The 13,713-nt window shown below is 58.9% G+C and carries 14 protein-coding genes; 7 read left to right on the forward strand and 7 right to left on the reverse strand.

Translation table 11 applies throughout. From position 1 onward, the window contains the following. Positions 1-190 precede the first annotated feature (190 nt). From AC27E8_RS03800 to AC27E8_RS03810, 3 genes are all read left to right on the forward strand, one after another. A complete protein-coding gene (locus tag AC27E8_RS03800; protein WP_206832262.1) occupies positions 191-1,783 on the forward strand; it encodes an APC family permease in 1,593 nt (530 codons plus the stop codon). Positions 1,784-1,915: 132 nt separating this feature from the next. Continuing rightward, on the forward strand, positions 1,916-2,803 hold the full coding sequence (locus AC27E8_RS03805) for a methyl-accepting chemotaxis protein (protein ID WP_487098530.1): 888 nt from the start codon (positions 1,916-1,918) through the stop codon (positions 2,801-2,803). Between the two features lie 115 nt (positions 2,804-2,918). Next, on the forward strand, positions 2,919-3,473 hold the full coding sequence (locus AC27E8_RS03810; protein ID WP_014465518.1) for a DJ-1/PfpI family protein: 555 nt from the start codon (positions 2,919-2,921) through the stop codon (positions 3,471-3,473). A gap of 43 nt (positions 3,474-3,516) precedes the next feature. Here the strand turns inward: AC27E8_RS03810 and AC27E8_RS03815 are convergent, their stop codons facing one another. The 5 genes from AC27E8_RS03815 to AC27E8_RS03835 are packed head-to-tail and all read right to left on the reverse strand — an operon-like array spanning position 3,517 to position 4,928. After that, positions 3,517-3,765, reverse strand: coding sequence for a hypothetical protein (locus AC27E8_RS03815; RefSeq protein ID WP_487098529.1), 249 nt, complete (start codon positions 3,763-3,765; stop codon positions 3,517-3,519). A gap of 54 nt (positions 3,766-3,819) precedes the next feature. Beyond that, positions 3,820-4,059, reverse strand: coding sequence for a hypothetical protein (locus AC27E8_RS03820; RefSeq protein ID WP_407929334.1), 240 nt, complete (start codon positions 4,057-4,059; stop codon positions 3,820-3,822). A gap of 38 nt (positions 4,060-4,097) precedes the next feature. Beyond that, entirely contained in the window at positions 4,098-4,352 is a 255-nt protein-coding gene (locus AC27E8_RS03825) for a hypothetical protein (protein WP_487098528.1), read from the reverse strand. 39 nt (positions 4,353-4,391) lie between these two features. Next, positions 4,392-4,640 (reverse strand): hypothetical protein, encoded by a 249-nt coding sequence (locus AC27E8_RS03830; protein WP_014465514.1) that lies wholly within the window; start codon positions 4,638-4,640, stop codon positions 4,392-4,394. A 39-nt stretch (positions 4,641-4,679) separates the two neighbouring features. After that, positions 4,680-4,928, reverse strand: a complete 249-nt coding sequence (locus AC27E8_RS03835; RefSeq protein WP_206832259.1) for a hypothetical protein — start codon at positions 4,926-4,928, stop codon at positions 4,680-4,682. Between the two features lie 237 nt (positions 4,929-5,165). Here AC27E8_RS03835 and AC27E8_RS03840 point away from each other — a divergent pair, with 237 nt between their 5' ends. Continuing rightward, positions 5,166-7,088 carry a glycosyltransferase family 2 protein gene (locus AC27E8_RS03840; protein ID WP_487098527.1) on the forward strand — a complete coding sequence of 641 codons (1,923 nt, stop codon included), beginning with the start codon at positions 5,166-5,168 and terminating at the stop codon, positions 7,086-7,088. Next, entirely contained in the window at positions 7,072-8,730 is a 1,659-nt protein-coding gene (locus tag AC27E8_RS03845; RefSeq protein WP_487098526.1) for a hypothetical protein, read from the forward strand. Before AC27E8_RS03840 ends, AC27E8_RS03845 begins: the two co-directional genes overlap by 17 nt. A gap of 141 nt (positions 8,731-8,871) precedes the next feature. Here AC27E8_RS03845 and AC27E8_RS03850 read toward each other — a convergent pair whose 3' ends face one another. Then, complete coding sequence (locus AC27E8_RS03850) at positions 8,872-10,200, reverse strand: MFS transporter (RefSeq protein WP_487098525.1); 1,329 nt, start codon at positions 10,198-10,200, stop codon at positions 8,872-8,874. Positions 10,201-10,296: 96 nt separating this feature from the next. Further along, positions 10,297-11,163, reverse strand: a complete 867-nt coding sequence (locus tag AC27E8_RS03855; RefSeq protein ID WP_487098524.1) for a TIGR01777 family oxidoreductase — start codon at positions 11,161-11,163, stop codon at positions 10,297-10,299. Positions 11,164-11,301: 138 nt separating this feature from the next. Here AC27E8_RS03855 and AC27E8_RS03860 point away from each other — a divergent pair, with 138 nt between their 5' ends. Together AC27E8_RS03860 and AC27E8_RS03865 are read left to right on the forward strand one after the other, a co-directional pair. Continuing rightward, on the forward strand, positions 11,302-11,745 hold the full coding sequence (locus AC27E8_RS03860; RefSeq protein ID WP_487098523.1) for a DinB family protein: 444 nt from the start codon (positions 11,302-11,304) through the stop codon (positions 11,743-11,745). A 202-nt stretch (positions 11,746-11,947) separates the two neighbouring features. After that, a complete protein-coding gene (locus tag AC27E8_RS03865) occupies positions 11,948-13,705 on the forward strand; it encodes a peptide ABC transporter substrate-binding protein (protein ID WP_487098522.1) in 1,758 nt (585 codons plus the stop codon). Positions 13,706-13,713 lie beyond the last annotated feature (8 nt).

The following is a 13,713-nucleotide window of genomic DNA, read 5'->3' on the forward strand; positions in this document are numbered from 1 at the left end:
GAAATCGTCCATCAATTCCAAGAAGTATCTCGGTTGACAGAGCTGAGCTCCTTGCGGCATCATGGGGCGTATGGTGGACAGTTTGTGCCCTCATACATGCGCATGAAAGCGATCACGCAGAGACACTGCGGGTGCTCCGACGCCGCGGGAGGGCACATCACGGAATCCGCACACACAAGGGAGGAATTTCATGGACAAGGGCATGCGCCGAGAGATTCATCTCGTCGCGCTGACCATGACCGGGCTCGGGTCCATCATCGGCTCGGGTTGGCTGTTCGGCGCGTGGAAGGCCGCCAAGGTCGCAGGTCCGGCCGCAATCGTCGCCTGGATCCTGGGTATGGCTGTCATTTTACTCATCGGCCTGACCTATGCGGAACTTGGCCCCATGTTCCCGCGATCCGGCGGCATGGTGCGCTACGCGCACTATTCGCATGGGTCGTTCGTCGGGTTTTTGTCCGGCTGGGCGAACTGGATTGCCATTGCGTCCGTCATCCCGATTGAGGCAGAGGCATCGATTCAGTATATGAGCTCGTGGCCTTGGCACTGGGCTCAGTGGACGCACCACCTGTACGTCAACAAGACGCTCACGCCGCCCGGCTTGCTTCTGGCAGCCATCCTCGTCTTCATTTACTTTTTGCTGAACTACTGGACGGTGAAGCTGTTCGCCCGTGCCAACACGCTCATCACTGTGTTCAAGTTCATCATTCCTGCGCTCACTGTGATTGGCCTCATCGCCGCTCACTTTGACACGCACAACTTCACGCAGTACGGCGGGTTTGCGCCCAACGGATGGGCGAGCGTGCTGACGGCCATCGCGACGTCTGGCGTCATCTTTGCGTTTAACGGCTTCCAGAGCCCCATCAACCTGGCGGGCGAGGCGCGCAACCCGAGCCGGAACGTGCCACTCGCCGTGATTGGCTCCGTTCTGCTCGCCGGCGTGATTTACCTCTGCTTGCAGGCCGCGTTCATCGGCTCAATGCCGGGGAACCTGCTGAGCCACGGCTGGGCAAGCATCAACCTGAAGTCGCCGTTTGCCGATCTCGCCCTCGCCCTGAACGTGAACTGGCTCGCCATCATTCTCTTTCTGGACGCGTTCGTGTCGCCGTCCGGCACGGGCATCACGTACACGGCGACGACCGCGCGCATGGTCCACGGCCTGGAGGCGAACGGCTACTTTCCGAAGGTGTTCGGCCGGATTCACCCGCGCTACGGCGTGCCACGCGCGGCGATGTGGCTGAACCTCGTCATCGCGTACATCTTCATGCTGATGTTCCGGGGCTGGGGCGAGCTTTCCGGGGTGATTTCGGTCGCGACGCTCATCTCGTACGTCACCGGGCCCATCGCCGTCATGGCGTTCCGCAAGATGGGCGAAAACGTCGAGCGCCCGGTGCGAGTCCCGGGGATGGCCGTCATTGCTCCTATCGCGTTCATCTTCGCGTCGCTCATCCTGTACTGGGCGCAGTGGCCGTTGACGGGCGAGGTCATCATCGTCATCATCATCGGGTTGCCGATTTACTTCTACTATACCGCGAAGGCGGGCTGGCGCGGATTTTCGGAGCACTTCCGCCGCGGGCTTTGGCTCATCGTGTATCTGTTGTGGATGGCGCTCGTCTCGTTCCTTGGCAGCGGCAAGTTCGGCGGCATCGGCGTCCTGCCCTACGGGTGGGATATGGTGGTAGTCGCCGTGTCCGCGCTTGTCTTCTACCTTTGGGGCGTGCGCAGCGGATTCCCCAAGCCCAACTTTCCCGAGGGGGAAAACCCGCAGCTTGCGGACGCCGAATAAAAAGGACCGGATTCCAGAAGGGGCGCCAGGTTGCTGGCGCCCCTTCGATTTGACTTCGTTCCCTGAGCAGGAGGATGCCTGGCGCGTGTGGAACCGAGTATCGAAGGGAAGGATGGCTGGCCGTGGAGGAGGATGTGTGTGGAAGTCGGATCGACTGTCCCGTCGGAGCAACATCAGGCCATGCATCCGGCGCTCAACGATGCGCATCGTTTTGCAAGGTTGGCCCAACGAGCGTTTTTGGATGATGTAGCCATCCTTGTGGCGGATCGGACGCGAATTCGGGCGGTGGTCCCCGCGCGGACGTTCGCGCTCGCGGTAACGGAAGGCTATGAGCTCCGGCCGGGCGACGGGCTGTATGAGGCCGTGCGCGAAGGGCGGGTGCGCGAAGTGCGCCTGGATGCCTCCGTGTTGGGCCTGCCGGTGGTCATCAAGGCGGTGCCTATCGCCGCGGAGGGCGGTGAACCCGTGGGCGCCTTCTGCGCGTGTACCCGCGTGGACGCGAAGGAGCGGCTCGTCGGCCTGGCGACGACGCTCTCGTCGTCCGTGCAGCAGACGAGCGCGACGCTGCAGGAGATGGCCGCGTCCATGCAGGTTCTGGCCACGAGCCTCGGCGACATCGCGCGCGAGTCCCGTTCCGTGCTGACCGCGGTTCGCGACGTGCGGTCCATCTCGGACGAGGTCCGGGAGATTGCCGACACGAGCCGCATTCTCGGGTTGAACGCCTCGATTGAGGCGTCGCGCGCAGGGGAGAGCGGGCGCGGGTTTGCCGTGATCGCCCGCGAGATTCGGCGGTTGGCGGAAGGGGCCAGGGAACAGACAGACGTGATTGCGCAGAACACGCGCCGGATGGTGGAGATGCTCGAGGCGCTGAACGAGGCCATCGAGCGGGTGGACCGGGAAGCGGAAGCGCAGCGGTCCGCCATGGAAGCCTTGGCGTCGGCCATGCAGGAGGTCAGCCAGGTTGCGGTCGATCTCGTCGCGTTCGCCGAGCAGACGGCTCGGGCGGACGCCGGCGGATAACCCAGGCGGTCGAACCGTGTCGAAAGGCCGGCGTGGACGAGATGGCTGAAGTCCCATACAATGGAGATGGACGCCCTGCGAGGCGTTCAATCGGAACGAGGAGAGGGATGTTCAGATGGCCAAGAAGGTGCTCATCTTAGCGGGAGACGCGGTCGAAGCCCTGGAAATCTACTATCCTTACTATCGGCTCCTCGAGGAAGGGATCGACGCCGTCATCGCAGCGCCGACCAAGAAGACACTGAACACCGTCGTCCACGATTTCACGGGCTGGGAGACCTATACGGAGAAACCGGGATACCTCATTCAGGCGCACGCGGCTTTCGCCGACATTCGGCCGGAGGAATTCGACGGCCTCATCCTGCCTGGCGGCCGGGCGCCAGAGTACATCCGGCTCAACGAGCATGTGCCGCGCATCGTGGGTCATTTCTTCGATGCCAATAAGCCTGTTGGGGCGATTTGTCATGCGGCGCAGGTTCTTGAGGTGGTGCGCGACAAGCTGCAGGGGCGCACCATGACGGCGTACATCGCCTGCAAGCCGAGCGTCGAGGGCATGGGCGCAAAGTACGCCTCGGAGACGCTGTATGTGGAGGGAAACCTCGTGTCCGGACACGCGTGGCCAGATCTACCTGGCTTCATGCGCGAATTTCTGAAACTGCTGAACGCCCGATGAAACAAGGCCGCCCGGCCGGGCGGCCTTCTCTCGACCCATGAATTCAACATTGGATGCCCCACGTCGGTTTGAAATCCTGGTCGAAGATGAGGCCGTCCAAGAGTTCGTAGCTATCCACATTCAGGTTGCGCGTGAGCAGGTGGACATTGTGAGAGCCCAGCACAGCGGCTTGCGCGGCGTTCGATTTGACGTGCGCGTCCCAGCCGCCGATGTTGATCTCGCCGATGAAAATTCCCGAGTTCTGTTGCGGCGTGTTGCTCAAAATGGCTTGAAAGGCAATGACCGTTGGCACGCGTCAACCTCCAGTCCTGGCTTGGATGGCAGCCTCCTCTACAGCGTTCCGCATTCAGAAGTTCCACTCGTAGCTTAGTTTTAGGTCTTGATCGTGGATCACGCCGTCCATCATTTCAAAGCTGTCGAACAGCGCGTTGGCGCTAATGAGGACGTTGAACACGCCTGCGTCGAGCGCCTTGCCGGCGCCATACTTTTGGTTGGCGTCCCAGCCGCCGATGTTGATTTGACCGAGAAATACGCCCGCGTTCTGTTGCGGCGTCATGGTGTTGAGCACACCGCTCAGAATCAGCACTGGAATGGGAACCGCCTCCTTCGGCGTGAGAACGTGTCTTAGACATTGCCCTCGACGTCCGGCTTCAGGCCGAGGGTGTTCACCTGACCGTCGATAAACTCGAAGCTGTCGAACAGCAGGCTCCAGATCTGCAGATTGTAGCTCATCACATCAAAGTTGCCGCTCTTTCCAGCCTGAAACTTCATGTTGGCATCCCAGCCGCCGTTGTTGACTTGGCCGATGAACGTGCCCGCGTTCTGTTGCGGCGTCATGGAATTGTTTGCCCCGATAAAGACGAGCGCAGGAATGGCCATCTCCTCCCTCACACGTGCGAGCAGGACGAGGTGCCGTGCTCATAGGTTGTTGCCGATGACCGGCTTGGCGTCCGCGTCGTTAATGGCTCCGTCCACCACTTCGAAGCTGTCGAGATTGAGATTGTAGAAGCCGGGGCTCCAGTTGAAAAAGCCGAATTCGCCGCCGTGCGCCTGGCTCATTTTTCGGTTGGCGTCCCATCCTGCGAAGTTGTATTCGCCGACGAAAGCACCCGCGTTTTGTTGAGGCGTGTTCATGAGGAGCGAACCGAGCAAGATGACGCTTGGCATGTCAACCCTCCGCCTTCGTTCTGCCCGACTCGAATGCCGTTATCCATTGGCGCCCACGGTGAGCTTGAAGTCCGTGTCGTTGATGGCCCCATCCACCCCTTCGAAGTTGTCCACATTGACGTTCACCATGCCGGCCAGGACGTTGAAGGCGCCGTACGTGCCGCTGTACGCGTTGGACATCTTCCGGTTGGCGTCCCATCCGCCGACATTTCCCTCGCCGAGAAAGATGCCTGCGTTTTGAACCGCAGCATCTGCGGCGGCTGTGCCAATCACGATGAGCGAAGGCATGAAACGTCTCCTTCCGTGGGCGAGGAGTCCGCACCCATGTGTACAGCGTATGCCTGAGGCGGTTTGTCTCAATACGGCTCAGGCTGTGTTCCAAACGCGCGGATTCACCCTTTGCGATGTTCCTGTGTTGACGGTCATCCGAATGGCGTATATCATGCGTATTTCGATTTGAAGGACTGACGATGAATCTTGGACTTGAATGGCGTGGTCCAAGATACCTGGGAGACGGAGAGATGAATGGGTAACGCACGGAAGTTTCCAAGTGGGCAAATTCCCTTGGGCACGCTTATGGTGGAACGGGGGATTCTGACGTCTGAACAACTGGAAGCTGCTCTTCTCGAACAAGCTGCCACGGGCGGGCGCTTGGGTGACATCGTCGTGGCGCGAGGCTATGCGAAGCCGGTCGATGTCTACCGTGTTCTGGCGGAACAGCTCAAGCACGAGAGGGTGGTCTGGCCTCCTCGACTCCAAACCCTACGTAAGCTCCCAGAAGACGTGGCGCGAAGGCTGGGGGCAGTCGTGATCGATGAAGATGCATCACAGATTTGGGTGGCTGTTCACGATATCCTGGACGAAGCGCGCATGCGAGAACTCACTAAGTATCTGGATAAGCCGATTCGTCAACAACTTGCTACCCGGTATGAACTTGACCAGCTTTGGAACCTGATTTACGCAGATGAAATGCGGTTCGAAAGCGTGGAGCGGCTCGCCGAAGAACAGCCTCAGAATTCGGCGTCTTTCCTACTGACCCGAGCACAAGTCGTGGTAGGTGTTTTGGTGCTGATTGCCCTGGGCACAGGCTTTGCCTTGGTGCCTCGGGCTACAGCTCTCGCCATCAATTGGGTGTTGCAGCTTGGCTACGCGTTGTTCGCGTTGATGAAGGTCGTGATGCTCTATCGCGGTGCACAAGGGGAGGGCTTCGTTTCCGTTACGGGCGAGGACCTCGCGTCCCTGTCTGAACGAGAGTTGCCGACGTATACCATTCTTGTGCCGCTCTATCGCGAGGCGAACGTGTTGCCTGGTCTTCTGGAACACCTCATGCAGCTTGACTATCCGAAACACAAATTGGATATTCGCCTTCTGTTTGAAGAGGATGACCTCGAGACGCTGCAAGCGGCACGAGCCCTCTCGCCGCCGTACTACGTCTCATTTGTCGTCGTGCCGAAATCGTACCCACAGACGAAGCCCAAGGCGTGTAATTTCGGCTTGATCCATGCGCGCGGAGAGTTTGTGGTGATTTATGATGCCGAAGATCGCCCGGAACTCGATCAATTAAAAAAGGTCATCGCAGCGTTTCGCAAGCTCCCCGCCGAGTATGCATGCGTGCAGGCGAAACTGAACTATTACAATGCGAACCAGAACTTGCTTACCCGATGGTTTGCTCAGGAGTACAGCAACTGGTTCGGCATCTTGCTTCCCGGTGTGATGGCCATGAATGTTCCGATTCCGCTTGGCGGCACCTCCAACCATTTTCGAACGGAGGTCTTGAGGAAAGTTGGCGCGTGGGATCCGTTCAATGTGACAGAGGACGCCGATCTCGGCGTGCGGCTGTACAAACATGGATATCAGACGGCTTTGGTGGATTCCACGACGTGGGAAGAAGCCAATAGTCGCATTCGTTCTTGGATTCGACAGCGAGCCCGGTGGGTGAAAGGCTATCTCATCACATGGCTCGTGAACATGAGGCATCCAGTGCAACTGTGGCGGGATCTCGGCACGAAAGGCTTCTGGGGATTTCAGGCCATGATCCTCGGAACCCCGTTTTTACCCCTTGTGAACCCGTTCTTTTGGCTGTTGTTGATACTCTGGTTCGTGCGTCATGCGCCATGGATTCCGACACTGTTTCCCGGCTTCATTTACTACTTAGCCTCTGTTCTGTTGTTCATCGGCAATTTTCTGTTTGTATACAGCAACATGGTCGGAATGTATCTCGAAGTTGAGAAGAGTCAGCGGCGTGGATCTGCGTTGTTGTCGTTCCAATTGGTGCTTTCGGCGATTCTCTCGCCGCTGTATTGGCTCCTTATGTCGGTCGCCACGTATCGCGCGTTATGGGAGCTCATTCGCAGGCCGTTCCATTGGAACAAGACGCCGCATGGTTTGACGACCAGCAAGGTGCATCTCCCATCACAAGGAGCGTTCATGAGTGACACAATGGGTTGAACTTCCCATGGAGAATGGATCCGTTCGGAGAAAAGACCGCAGTGGATGGGTCTTAGCTGTAATTGTGTTTGCGGCTGAGTTCATCTTCGGTTGCTATCTTTACGCAGTCAAGGGTGACATTCAAGAAGATGCCCTGAGCCGCGTAGCCAACGCATTTTACGTGTTGTTTAGCCGGAATCCGCATCTGGGTGCGATTGGCTTTGTGTGGAATCCACTGCCGAGCATGTTTGAGTTGCCGCCGGTCGCATTGTGGCGTTGGTTTCCGCCCGTCGCTTCAGATGCGTTAGCTGGCGTTTTCATAACCTCCGTCGCATCTGCGGCCATCGCGTTCGCACTGCACCGAGCTCTCCTTTGGGCTGAGGTTTCGAAGACCACTTCCATTGTGGTCGTTTTGTGCCTTGCGCTGCACCCCTTCATGTTCCTCTACGGCGCAAACGGCATGAGCGAGATGATCTTTGCCTGCTTTCTGGTGATCTCTCTATTAAACTACCTGTCATGGAAAGATGACCGTGCCGTTTCAAGGCTGGTCATGGCAGGGTGTGCGCTTGCCATGGCGTTTTGGGCTCGCTACGAGGCCGTTGCCTTCGGCGTGGGGCTATTTGCCGTCGTGCTGTCGGACGCGCTGCGCCGCGCCCCGGCAGATGCACAGGTGCGCTTGCTCATGTCTCGCCGAGACTACCGTCGATTCCGCCGTCAGGAGCGTTTGTGGTATGCCGCTGCCACGGCGCTCGTATTGCTCTTGCCAGCCGTATATTCGGGTATCGTGTGGATGGTGCTTAATGCCGAGATTATGCACGATCCGCTTTACTTCCTGCACTCCGCGTATTCCAACTTGTCGCTGACCAGCATGCTCTCTTCCGCGTCCAAGTATCGCGCGATCGAGCATCATCCGGTTCGCGTTCTCCTGTTCATGTGGGAACGAATCTGGGTGTTTATGATTCCCGTGGGTATGTTGCTTGTCTACAGGCTCATTCGCGGTCGACTGGTCCGGTGGGAAACGTTACAACTGCTCGTGCTCGCTGCATCCATTCCATCGTTACAGTTCTTGCTACTCCTTCATGGGGCATCGTACGGGTGGTTGCGATTCTTCTTCTATCCGCTTCCGATTGCGGTTGCCTGGTGGACGTACGAAATGCGCTCGGATGCCCGACAATTGGAGCGACGTTGGCGTGAACTGGCGCAAGTTGCGATGGCCGCGTCCATTGTGATCTCTGGTGTGTTCACGGGGATCATCATGGAGCGAAATGCGAATGTTGCGCCGGAGGAATACAGTCTCCTTCACATGGACAAAAACGAGGTGATTCAACAGCTCCGAATCCAACAGCAAATTGCCCAGTATATCAATCAGGATCTCCCCCGCGCGACTGTTCTCATGGATTCGTACTCTGCCTTCGATGTCATTCTCCATGTGCGACAGCCGCGACATCTCGTGATTACGAGCGACTACGATTTTGCCAATGCGCTGCGCTACCCGTGGACACACCACGTACAGTATATACTTGTTCCAGATCCTGTAAATGGATATCAGTTTGACGCCGTAAACCGGATCTACCCGACGCTCTACGCCCATGGGGCGCCGTGGGTACGCCTGGAGAAGAGCTTCGGCACATGGAGACTCTACCGAGTACTTAAAAACCCGTAGCTTCGCCTCGCCGCCTTGCGCCTTTCGAACCTTTGGCGCGATCCAATCGAGCTTTGCGGAGTAGCGGCGTAGAGTCAGGCCGCGTTGACGACGAACGCAATAAAGGGGCCCCGCGGGGAACGATCCGCGGGGCCTCAGGCGTCATTGCGTGAGCGTCGGAGAAGAGTTGGCAGAGGTATCAATCCGCCGCTGTTTATCCGGCTGATGGAAGATGAGCACGGCGAGGACGGAGGTCGCGGCGAGCACGGCCATGAGCCAGAAGGCGCTCTTGAAGCTTCCCGTCGCGTTCACAATCCATCCGGTAATGACTGGCGCAAGGAAGCCAGCGGCTGCGAAGAACGTGTCCATCACGCCAAGCGCGGTGCCCGTTCGCTCTCGCATGAGATCCACATTCATGGCGTAGAAGGTCGAGTTGGCGCTCATTCCAAAACCCACTGCGAGCGTGATGAACACGATGGCCGTCGTGAGGTCGTGCGTAAAGGTGAGCGGCACGACACACAGCGCGGAAAGCAGTTGCGAGATCCAGATGGGATACGATCTCGCCAGCCGCAGGCTGCCAGTCTGGCGCAAGATCCAGTCCGAGAGGTAACCCACGAGCCACAACAGCACCGTGGCAAGCGCCCACGGCAAGATGGAGAAAGCACCGACCGACTTCAGGTTTAGGTGGTATTCGCTCTTCAGATAGGATGGCAACCACGTCATGAAGAAGAAGAGATAATAGCCGAAGACGAAGAACGACCAGTTGTTCGCCATCAACGTGCGGTTGACCAAAAGGTACTTCCACAGCCGCCCTGATGACACGTGATGCGCCTGGCGAAAGCGCATTTCCTTCGCCGGTCGCGTGCGATCCACGTGTTCGGACGCGCGAATGTGGCGCAACTCCTCGTCATTGACGTGGCGGCTATGCTCCGGAAAGTCGCGGAACAAGAAGAACCAGACGGGCACCCAGAGAAGCCCCACAATGCCGAGAATGATAAACATCCCTCGCCAGCCGACACCGAGAATCAAGGACGTCACAATCGGGGCGCCGATGGCGAGCGCGAGTGGGACGGCCACGAGCGAGTTCGACAGCGCGATAGCTCGTTCGCGAGGCGACAGCCAGTCGCCGACTGCCCGGTTGACGGCTGGAAAGTTCGGCCCTTCCGCCACACCGAGAAGGATGCGCATGAGGTAGATGACGGTGAACGACGCAGCGACGCCCGTCAGTCCGATGGACAGGCTCCACAAGAGCGAAGCAAAGAACAGGGCCCATCGGGCGCCGACGTGATCGACCCAGATGCCGCCGAAGAACGTGGTGATCATGTAGCCGATGCCAAAGGCGCCGAGGATCATGCCCACCTGGCTGTCGTTCAGGTGCAGAACCTGCGCGATGTCGCCGATGGCGTACGAAATGGCGGATCGGTCGATGTAGTTGACCACTGTGATGAAAAACAAAAGACCTATGATGACCCAGCGAAAGCGCGTGGCCATGGCTCGACAGCCTCCTTTCTTGTCTTTCCCTGCAAAAGATTGATGGGGAAATCGATTTCATTCTAAGGGCAGGACGGGGTGGGGCACAAGTCTCGCTTACAGGAAGTCCCAGAGGGCCTCCTCGAGCGTGGGGAAGGCGAAGGAAAAGCCGAGATCAAGCGCGCGCTGAGGTAGGACGCGCTGGCCGTCGAGGACGAGCGTGGCGCGCCGTCCGAGTGCAAGTCGCAGCACAGGACCAGGGACATGGGCGAGGTGGGGGCGGTGGAGCACCTCGGCGAGCGCGCGCGTGAAGTCGCGCATCCGGACAGGGTGAGGCGCGGTGGCGTTGAACGCGCCGTCGAGGCGGCTGTCTGCGACAATCCATGCGGCGAGTCGGGCGGCGTCGTCGACGTGGATCCAGGAAATCCACTGATTTCCGCGCCCGAGTGTTCCTCCGAGCCCCAGTTGAAACACCGGCCACATGAGCGGCAGCGCGCCTCCGTCTTGCCCCAGCACCATGCCAAATCGAACAAAGGCCACGCGCGTGAGGGCGCGGAGGGGTTCGGCGGCTTGCTCCCAGCTTACGCAGACACGCGCCAGAAAGTCGTTTCCAGGCGGAGACGCTTCGGTGAACGTCTCCGTGAGGGACGGGCCGTAGTAGCCGACGGCGGACGCCTGCACGTACGCGGTCGGTGCCGCAGGCAAACCTTCAACTGCTGCGATCACGGCCCGGACCGTGTCGACGCGCGACTGGACGATCTCGTGCCGATAGGCCGCACTCCATCGTTTTTGGTTGAGCGAGGCGCCGGCAAGGTTGCAGATGGCGTACGGCTCGCCGCCCTGGATGCTCCTGGCGAAGTGCTCGCGAAGGGCGTGCGAGGAGTAAGGGCGTCGCACGACGATCGGGACGTGGCCCTGGCGCTCGAGTTGTTGCGCGAGGTGGTGGCCGATGAACCCGGATCCGCCAAGCAGGTAGATATGCACGGGAATATCCCCCTGTACATGGAAGGTCTATTTCGAATTGTAGCAAATCATTCTGGCGGACGGGATCGCGCTACAATGGAGGAGGGCGCGCCGATGGAACGCGCAACGTTTCGGCGAACCTGAGGGAGGGATGAGCTCATGTTGAAAGAGATGCAGGATCTCCACGATTTGTACGTGAAGGTCCACGCGACGATTCATCAAATGGTCGATGGCTTGACGGACGATCAGTGGGTCAAGAAGCCGGCGGACAACTTCAACAACATCGCGTCCATTTTGGAACACACGCTGCTCGTGGAACGCCGCTTCTTCGCGCAGTTGAAGGGAGAACCGACAGACACCGACGCGCGGGCGCCGTTTTTGGCGACGAGTTGGGATGTCGCGAAGATCAAGGCGATGTGGTCGGAAAACGAGCGGCTGGCCAAGGAGGCGTTTGATCACCTCACGGCTGAGGAGTTGGATCAGCCGGGAGCCAAGCTCGGTGTCGGCGAGGTGAACAAGCGGCAACTCGCCGCTTACGCCATCGCGCATACGGCGCACCACCGCGGGCAGATTCCGCTCGTGAAGAAGCTGCTAGGCATTTGACGGATAGATGCGCGGGCACATCGGCGAACGGCCGGTGTGTCCATTTTCTTGACTTGCGGAAAACATTTTCGGACGCAAGATGTCCAGTTGTTACACATCTTCCCCTTTACACGGCCGTCGACGCGTCGTACAATGGGCGTGATTCTCTGAAATCTCGGTTCAAATGAGAGATTTCCAGAACATTGAGGGGGTTCGAGAGACTGTGAAACGTCGCGGAAAAGGAATCGCCGCTGCAGGAATGGCGGCAGCCATCGTGCTGGGGGCCACGGGGTGTGGTGCCTCTTCCCAGGTGCAGAGCGCTTCCCACGCGGTCGGCGGAAACGCGGGTGCAGCGTCCGCCAGCGCAAACGGGGGCGTGATTGAGTACGCCGTCCAGCCGGCCACAGACCTGAACTGGTTCCTGCCGCTCTTCACCGGGCCCACGGACACGCTGGCCAATGCGCAGCTCGTGTACCAGATGTTCGTGCCGCTGCTCCAACTGAACAACAACTATCAAATTGACTGGAAGAATTCCATCGCTGAAAAGGTCACCTACAATTCCTCCGGAACGGTCTACCACATCTACCTGAACCCGAAGTGGAAATGGTCCAACGGTCAACCAGTGACGTCCTCGGATTTGCTCTTCACGTGGAACGTCATGAAAGCGGCCTGCGCTCCAAACGCGCCCTCCCCATGGCCGTACGTCGGCGTGGGCACGGGAGACATTCCGAACGGGATCAAGAGCGTCGTGGCGAATGGCCCGTACGAAGTGACGGTCACGCTGAAACAGCCGACCAACCAACAGTGGTTCATTTACAACGGTCTCATGCAGATGACGCCGATGCCGGCGAAGTACATGGATGTCAAGAAGAACATGACGGACGAGCTGAAGTATCTCGGGGCGAATGGGCCGAACATGATGTTTGACAAGGTCGTCGACGGGCCGTTTGAACCGGTGTATGCGAAGGATCGCCAGGAGTGGGTGCTCAAGCCGAACCCGATGTACGCCGGCCACAAGAGCACAGTGTCGAAGTTGATTTTCTTGTACGAGGGTTCCAACGAATCGGAGCTCGCAGCGCTGCGCAGCGGCCAGGTCAATGTCGGATACATCGATCCGTCCGAATCCGCGGCCATCCCGCAGTTAAAGTCATCCGGCTTCACGGTCGCGCCCGAATACATGTTTGCGGTCTTTTGGACCGAGATGAACATGTACCCGGCCTCGCCCAACTCGAAGATCTTCAATCAACTCTATGTCCGCCAGGCCCTGATGCAGGCCATTAACAACGACGAAATTGCGCAGGACATTTATAAGGGGTACGCGGTACCGCTTCACGGGCCCATTCCGCCCGAACCCAAGACGCAGTTCTACGATCCGGCCGTGGCCAAGCTGTATCCTTACAATCCTTCCGCCGCGAAGAAGTTGCTTGAGGCCCACGGATGGCAGCTGAAAAACGGCGTCATGACCAAGGGCAACGAGAAGATGAATTTCACCATGATCTATGCCACGGGCGTCGAGACGACGGTGCAAGAGGCCGAACTGATTCAGCAGGAGCTTGCCCAGATTGGTGTCAAGGTGTCGCTGAAGGGGATGCCGTTTGATCAGCTAATTTCGCTGACGAGCAATCCGAAGGACACCAACTGGGATCTCGCGCTCGGCTCCGGGTGGATCTACAGCGGCCCCGGCTATTATCCGTCCGGCGATGGCCTGTTTAACACGGGTGCGCCGAGTGGCACGGGCTACAGCAATCCGACCGAGGACGCGCTCATCAATGCGACGCACGAACCGTACAGCTCCACAGCCGAGACGATGAAGCACTTCTATCAATACGAGTACTACACGGCAGAGCAGTTGCCGATGCTCTGGAATGTGAACAACGCGACGGTCGCGGTCATCGCGCCGAACGTCCACAACGTGCTGCCGTACTACAACGGCGCGGTGGGGATTCCGGAGATGCAGTACTGGACAGTGTCGGGTCAGTGAGGCTGTGC

The sequence above is a fragment of the Alicyclobacillus sp. CIJ1 genome, from assembly GCF_057538885.1.

Excerpts from the sequence above, each read along its gene's own strand:
- AC27E8_RS03800 (WP_206832262.1), top strand. The coding sequence starts at position 191 with ATGGACAAGGGCATGCGCCGAGAGATTCATCTCGTCGCGCTGACCATG.
- AC27E8_RS03805 (WP_487098530.1), top strand. The coding sequence starts at position 1,916 with ATGTGTGTGGAAGTCGGATCGACTGTCCCGTCGGAGCAACATCAGGCC.
- AC27E8_RS03810 (WP_014465518.1), top strand. The coding sequence starts at position 2,919 with ATGGCCAAGAAGGTGCTCATCTTAGCGGGAGACGCGGTCGAAGCCCTG.
- AC27E8_RS03825 (WP_487098528.1), bottom strand. The coding sequence starts at position 4,352 with ATGGCCATTCCTGCGCTCGTCTTTATCGGGGCAAACAATTCCATGACG.
- AC27E8_RS03830 (WP_014465514.1), bottom strand. The coding sequence starts at position 4,640 with ATGCCAAGCGTCATCTTGCTCGGTTCGCTCCTCATGAACACGCCTCAA.
- AC27E8_RS03835 (WP_206832259.1), bottom strand. The coding sequence starts at position 4,928 with ATGCCTTCGCTCATCGTGATTGGCACAGCCGCCGCAGATGCTGCGGTT.
- AC27E8_RS03840 (WP_487098527.1), top strand. The coding sequence starts at position 5,166 with ATGGGTAACGCACGGAAGTTTCCAAGTGGGCAAATTCCCTTGGGCACG.
- AC27E8_RS03850 (WP_487098525.1), bottom strand. The coding sequence starts at position 10,200 with ATGGCCACGCGCTTTCGCTGGGTCATCATAGGTCTTTTGTTTTTCATC.
- AC27E8_RS03860 (WP_487098523.1), top strand. The coding sequence starts at position 11,302 with ATGTTGAAAGAGATGCAGGATCTCCACGATTTGTACGTGAAGGTCCAC.